Genomic DNA, 6145 nt, shown 5'->3' on the forward strand with positions numbered 1-6145 from the left:
CCTTCGCGGGGGCCTGTTCCCTTTCGCACGCGCCGCGGCATCGGCGTATGCAGTTGGTTTCCGGATGTCCCATCCACTGTTTACTGCCTTCCGGGGCAAGGCATACCCTCCGGAAGGCCGCCCTTTACGTTTCATTGGACAGATGGTCTTACCAAAAACAGCAATAGCCCCCTGTACAAAATCTGTCAATCTTCTTTTGATATTTTTTTCATTACCAGACTATAAAAACATATATTTCAATATGTTTTATAAAAATGGCTCTATTTGCTTTTTCCCGGCAAAACTGGACTCTTCCCGCTTGTTCCGATAGAATGAAAGGCAGCATCCCGCTCCGCCACCACCCCGGCGGGCCGGAACAGCGTTTTTCCCGACGGCCAAAAACCGTTGGCCCCGTCATCAACCTTTTGGACTCAAAAAAGAGTGGGATATGTTCGATAAAGTCGTCAAAAGCACCGTTCCGGGGCAGGTCATCGAGCAGATCAAGGAACTGCTGGTCAAGGGAGAACTCAAACGCGGGGATCGCCTCCCGCCCGAACGCCAGCTTGCGGATATGCTCGGCGTGAGCCGCCCTTCCCTCCGCGAAGCCCTTCGTGCTCTGGAATACGCCGGTATGCTGGAAACCCGTGTGGGCGAAGGCATCTTCGTGGCCGACGGAGACAGCATTATGATGAACAATCTCCTGATGCTGCACCTCATCAAACAGTACGCCCTCGAAGAGATGATCGAGGTCCGCAAGGTCCTTGAGACGTCCAACGTGCGTTTTGCTGTGCTCCGGGCACGCGACGAGGATCTCGCCGCGCTCAAGGAAATTCTCGAACAGTCACGCAGCCAGATCGCTAACAAGGCGGCCTTCATCAAATCCGACTACGCGTTTCACCAGGCCATCGCCGTGGCGTCCGGGAACAGCATCCTTGCCACCATGCTCCAGACCATGCGGACAATGATGAGCGACTTCAACTCGCAGCTCCTCACGTCGCAGGAAGGCCGCCAGCAGGTCTACGCCCACCACAAAAAAATCGTCGAGGCCATCCTTAACCGCGACGAGAAAGCGGCTCAGGACGCCATGTTCCTGCACCTCGAAAACGTCGTCCAGAGCATGAAGAAGGCCTCACCCAGCAAAAGCAAATAACCCGAACGGGGCTCGTTCCCCCGCTCCGGGAACGATGCCGCCATGCACAAATTTGCCATGACGAGCTCGGACACGACGCCCCGGCGTATATGCGCCCCCGGCCTCATTTCCGAGTATCGTCATGCCAACATAATAATGCTGTAATATCCATTCATTTTTTGTGAACCGGATACTGAAACAGCCATCTCCTCCGTATGCTTACCCCCACAGATCCGCAAGGAGGCGGGCCGTCCGTTCCAACATGCCATGCGTATGCAAGGCGGTGAGCCCAAACCGGAGCAAACCGTCGCCGTAGGGAACCGTAGGATAGCGGGCCGCCAGTGCCAGCACGCCCCTTTCCGCCAACTGTTCCCCAAGGTGGGTTGTCCTTGCTTCCCCGCCTGTAGGTACCGCAACAATATGGGCGGTACCGCGTGTAGGGATCCCAAGCTCGGACAGGCGGGCGCGAAAAAACACGGCGTTGTCCCGAAGCCGGGCGCGTTCGCCTTCAAGCAGCGGCAAGCGTTCCAACAGCTTCAAAACAGCCGCAGCATGGGCCGGAGGCATGGCTGTGGAATGCATGACCGCCGAGGAAAGGCTTTCAAAAAAGGCGGCGAACCCCTTGGGAAGCAGCAGGAACGAACCGAACAGCCCAAGCGACTTGCCGAATGTTCCCAGAACGATGTCCGCCGTACCCGGCACCCCGGCGCACAGCCCGCGCCCTCCGGGGCCGAGCGCGCCCACAGCATGGGCCTCATCCACCATCAGGAAAAAACCGTACTTGCTGCGGAGTTCAGCCATACGGGACACATCGAGTTCCGTACCGTCCATACTGAACAAGGACTCCGTCATCACCAGCGGCTGTACCGCGGCGGGAGGGGCGGAAGCAAGCCGCCGTTCCAGATGCCCATAATCCGCATGGGCATACGTCCGCACATCGGCTTTCCCCAACAGGATCCCCCGCGCTATGCTGGCATGTACCCGGCGATCCACAAAGACGGGCTGCCCCGCATGGATCAACGCCATAGCGCAAGCGAGGTTGCCCTGATAGCCGCTCGGCAGGAACAGGCATTCGTCAAACCCGAAATACGCCGCAGCCGCCTGCTCCGCTTCTTCGGTGATCCGGCTCCGTCCGCCGGCCAGACGTGACGCCGAAGCCGACGGCGGGAAAGCCGCGAAACACTCCCCGACCTCAGCGCGCCATTCCGCAGATGAGGCCAGCCCCAGCCCGTCGTTGAGCGTAAAATTCAGGAAGGCCCGGCCCCCCATGTGCACGACAGGGCCTTCGCCCGCCATGTCCAGTAAAGGCGGCCGCCGTTCAAGCCCTCGGGCCCGGCCTTCCTTCAGCCTTTCATCGAGACATTCGCGGAGGGTGCGTTTTGCGTCAGCCATTGAAAAAGCCGCCTGTATCGAGGTTCCAACATATCCCTTCTAAAGGTATCGTCATAAGGAGCCAGCCCGATGCCGAGGGAAACCGACCATGCCGGAACAGCCTCTTTCCCACATTCCATTTCGAAAAGGCCTTTCTCCGTTTTCGCCGCACTCCCCGTTTCCGACAAAGGGAGAGAGCACGCCGGACAAACATCCACCCGATACGTTGCCGCCCGTAAGGACTGTCCCAGCAAAACCGCACGGAATGCCATCAAGCCATTGAGCGCATCTGTGGGGAATCGGCATCCATCCACAGACAACAGGAAGGCATGGCACGAGAATCCCGCAAGGAACCGCTGATGCAGGGCGGCGGCCTGTGCCGCGGCCTCCAGCCCTTGCCACATGGGGGCTGATCCAAAACGGCGCCACGCGGTGAGGTGATCCGGTTCTGCCGCGCTCACCGCGTCCAGCAGGACAAAAGGCCGGGGTGCGTCTCCGGGAAGGGCATCAGTCATCGCCGCACCGTACTACCAAGGCCGCGTTTTGCCCGCCAAATCCAAAATTTTCCAATACTCCCACCGGGCCGGGAAACGGGCGCGTTGCAACGGCAAAGTCCAACAGCCCGGAACAAGGTTCGCGCAGGTTCCGGATGGGCGGCAACTGCCCGGATCGCCATGCGGCGAGCATCAAGGCCAGTTCCATCCCTCCACAGGCGGCGGAACCATGCCCGATCCATGATTTGAGGGCGGTTATGGCGGGACTCGCCCCCGCCTGCGCAAAAACCCTCTCCAGCAATACGGCCTCACTCCGGTCATTGAGGGGGGTCCCCGTACCGTGTGCGGAAACCCAATCGACGGCATGGGGCTCAAGGCCCGCATCGGCAAGCGCCCCCCGTACCGCCTGCTCCGCAAAGCGGGCCGATTCGTCGGGCGCGGTGAGCGCCCCTCCGTCCAGAGAAGCCCCAAAGCCGAGGATCTCCGCAAACACCGCCGCCCCACGCGCCCGCGCCGACTCCAAGGATTCAAGCACGAAGGCGGCCCCACCCTCGCCGGGGACAAAACCGTCACGGGCCTCGTCAAAGGGGCGGGACGCTTCCGACGGCACGGGGTTCCGGCTGAGCGCATGGGCTTTGGCATACCCAAGCATCCCGCCGCGGGAAAGGCGGGAATCCCCGGACGAGCAAAGGGCGGTTTCCGAAAGGCCGTACCGCACGCGCCGGAAGCCCTCCCCTATGGCCTGCAGCGCGGACACGCACGCCGTCCCAAGCACGAGGCCCTCCCCGTGGATATCGAGAAAACGCGCCAACGCGGTGTTTCCGGTATTAGGCAACCAACGCAAGAGCCATAACGCATCAAGCGCCTCGGAATCAGCCGGAGGAAGCCCGTTTTCCCGATCGAAATCCAGCATGGGGCCGGATGCCCCCATCAGGCAGGTCTGTGGAGGCATGTGCGGATCGAATCCCGCCGAAGCCGCCGCCCGAAGGCCGGACAAGACGGCAAGCGCCGCACCCCGGTTCAGATAGCGGCGGTGCCGCCATGCCGAAAAACGGGAATTCGCCGCATCATCCCCCAAATCGGAAATGGGGCAGGCGGAATACCCCGGCAGGGCTTCGCTTGGGGCGAACGCCGGGCATCCGCCGGCAAACGCCCGCGCGATGCCGCCCTGCTCCCATCCGAGGCTGGTACAGCAGCCTATGCCGGTGATGACGACCCTATTCATATTTCTCCGAAGGCAGCGCCGCGCGGACGTACGCCGCAATGTCATCAAGGCAGAGCTGCGGGACGGCATCCGGGTTGGACAAGCCAAGGGCGAGCGCCTTCACGCGTTCCGGGGAAAGGTAGGGATATTCACGGCGGATAACCGCTTTCGGTTCGCCGCCATGCGCCACATGGTAACGCAGGGAACGCAGGAACACCACATCGTCATCAACGAGGATGTGGAACGTCTGGCCCAGCCGTGCGCCGATCTCCAACAAATCGATGGACTCACAAGGCAAATCCGTCATGAGCCGGGTTTCGCCGGAAAGCGTCCGGGGGTCGCGTTCAAAAATGTCGGCAACAATGCCGCATACCTTATCCGTGATTTCCGAGTAATCCATTCTATCCCCAAAATGTGGTTTTCGTCGCCGAAAGCCCGCCATCCAGCGTCACTACCGTGCCATTGACCGAGGACGCCGAAGCTGAAAGCAAAAACAACACTGTTTCAACGGCCTCATCCATGCGGACCAGCCGACCGGTAGGCATCCGTTTTTCTGCGCCCTCTCTCCTGCGCTCCAGAAATACCGCACCCCGCCCGGCATCCAGCCAGCTCAGGCGCAAGGAACAGGCGGTGATCCCCCTTCCGGACAGCTCCACGGCAAGGCTCCGGTACAGGGCCTCGCCAGCCAGCTTGGCGGCCGCATAATACCCCTGCCCTTCAGCCGGGCACTCGGCGGCGCTGGATGAAACGAACACGCAGCGACCGAACCGGCGGGCCAGCATGGAGCGCCCCACCGCGCGGACAAGGCGGGCACGCAGGCCGATATCCACGGCGGCCCATTCCATGATCGCTTCCGGCGCGGCCCCGGCAATCAGGCTTTCAAAACGCGAATGCATCAGGTCGACCAGATGGGCGGGCGGTTCGCCGAACAGCCCCCGGCACCGTTCCGGCAGGCTTTCCGGTTCGCCGAGCGGAAGGCTGCAAAGCCCCGCTTCCCCACAGCGCGCAAGCCCTTCGGACGAACGGCAGACGGAAAGCGTTTCCGCGCCCTCCTCCCGGAAGGCACGGGCCAACGCCATGCCGAGCTGGCTGCTTCCCCCCGTAATGATGACCGGCCCTTTGAAAAGCAGTTTCATGCCTCCCCCCGCACGGGCTCCGCCGCAACAAGGAGCGTCCCCTCAGCCATACGGCGTCCGCCGGACAGCAAGACGCACCGGATCGCCGCCGCATCGGGTTGGGGAGTAAACGCGTAATCATACTCCCCCGGCTCAATGAAATGCCGGAAGCGGAACCGCTTCACGCCCAGAACTCGCCAGCCGGGAAAGAGGGCTTCCGCACCGGCCCGCATAGCCTCAATGACGAGCGTCCCCGGAACCCTTGGGGCACCGGGGAAATGTTCAACAAACAAAGGGTGTTCCCCAGAAAACCGCCATGTGCCCCGCACCTCGCGGTTCCCGGAACCATCCATCCGCCCGCCGGGAATAGCCTTTTCATTTTCCATGCTTTTTGTGTACCCATACCAATCTGAAAAAGCAATCCGTCCCCCGCATACCCCAGAAATCCGGGATACGTGTTCCAATCCGGCCCTGCTTGCCCCATACCGCTAACGCTTGGGCAAACAGATCCCCCCCCTATAAACATTGTCCACCGAAAAGTGCGAACCGGAAACATCCGATTCGCACTTTTACTTGCTCATAAAGCATCTGCCCATATCAGGCAGGCATCGCCGCAGGCTTGATTACATCAAGAGCCGCGGCAGGAACATGACGAAGTCCGGGCAAGCCGCGACAACGATGATGAGCAGCCACATCGCCAGCAGATAGGGGAACGCCTTCAAAGCGACCTCTTCAAGCTTCACGTCCGTAATCTTCATGGTAATAAACAGGTTCGCGCCAAAGGGAGGCGTCAGGAACCCGGTTTCGCAGCACACCACAAACAGGATGCCGAGCTGGATCGGATGGATGCCGA

8 protein-coding genes are annotated in these 6145 nt (G+C 61.1%); 2 read left to right on the forward strand and 6 right to left on the reverse strand.

Annotation, left to right across the window (positions count from 1 at the left end):
- Nucleotides 1–310 (forward strand): hypothetical protein (locus tag HMPREF0178_RS22335; protein WP_232281172.1); only part of this gene is annotated, 310 nt, incomplete at its 5' end.
- Between the two features lie 117 nt (nt 311–427).
- The gene (locus HMPREF0178_RS03020) at nt 428–1129 is read left to right on the forward strand and encodes a FadR/GntR family transcriptional regulator (protein WP_009378957.1); all 702 of its coding nucleotides are present in this window, start codon (nt 428–430) and stop codon (nt 1127–1129) included.
- Nucleotides 1130–1327: 198 nt separating this feature from the next.
- Here HMPREF0178_RS03020 and HMPREF0178_RS03025 read toward each other — a convergent pair whose 3' ends face one another.
- From HMPREF0178_RS03025 to HMPREF0178_RS03055, 6 genes are all read right to left on the reverse strand, one after another.
- Nucleotides 1328–2500 (reverse strand): pyridoxal phosphate-dependent aminotransferase family protein, encoded by a 1173-nt coding sequence (locus HMPREF0178_RS03025; protein ID WP_009378958.1) that lies wholly within the window; start codon nt 2498–2500, stop codon nt 1328–1330.
- Between the two features lie 486 nt (nt 2501–2986).
- Nucleotides 2987–4198 (reverse strand): beta-ketoacyl synthase, encoded by a 1212-nt coding sequence (locus HMPREF0178_RS03035; RefSeq protein WP_009378959.1) that lies wholly within the window; start codon nt 4196–4198, stop codon nt 2987–2989.
- Nucleotides 4191–4577, reverse strand: a complete 387-nt coding sequence (locus tag HMPREF0178_RS03040) for an acyl carrier protein (RefSeq protein WP_009378960.1) — start codon at nt 4575–4577, stop codon at nt 4191–4193. The genes HMPREF0178_RS03035 and HMPREF0178_RS03040 overlap by 8 nt, the downstream gene beginning before the upstream one ends.
- Before the next feature lies 1 nt (nt 4578).
- Complete coding sequence (locus tag HMPREF0178_RS03045; protein ID WP_009378961.1) at nt 4579–5313, reverse strand: SDR family NAD(P)-dependent oxidoreductase; 735 nt, start codon at nt 5311–5313, stop codon at nt 4579–4581.
- Nucleotides 5310–5585, reverse strand: coding sequence for a hypothetical protein (locus HMPREF0178_RS03050; protein ID WP_232281173.1), 276 nt, complete (start codon nt 5583–5585; stop codon nt 5310–5312). Before HMPREF0178_RS03050 ends, HMPREF0178_RS03045 begins: the two co-directional genes overlap by 4 nt.
- Before the next feature lie 330 nt (nt 5586–5915).
- Nucleotides 5916–6145 (reverse strand): TRAP transporter large permease subunit (locus HMPREF0178_RS03055; RefSeq protein WP_009378963.1); only part of this gene is annotated, 230 nt, incomplete at its 5' end.

The sequence above is a fragment of the Bilophila sp. 4_1_30 genome (genome assembly GCF_000224655.1).
Lineage (GTDB): Bacteria > Desulfobacterota > Desulfovibrionia > Desulfovibrionales > Desulfovibrionaceae > Bilophila > Bilophila wadsworthia.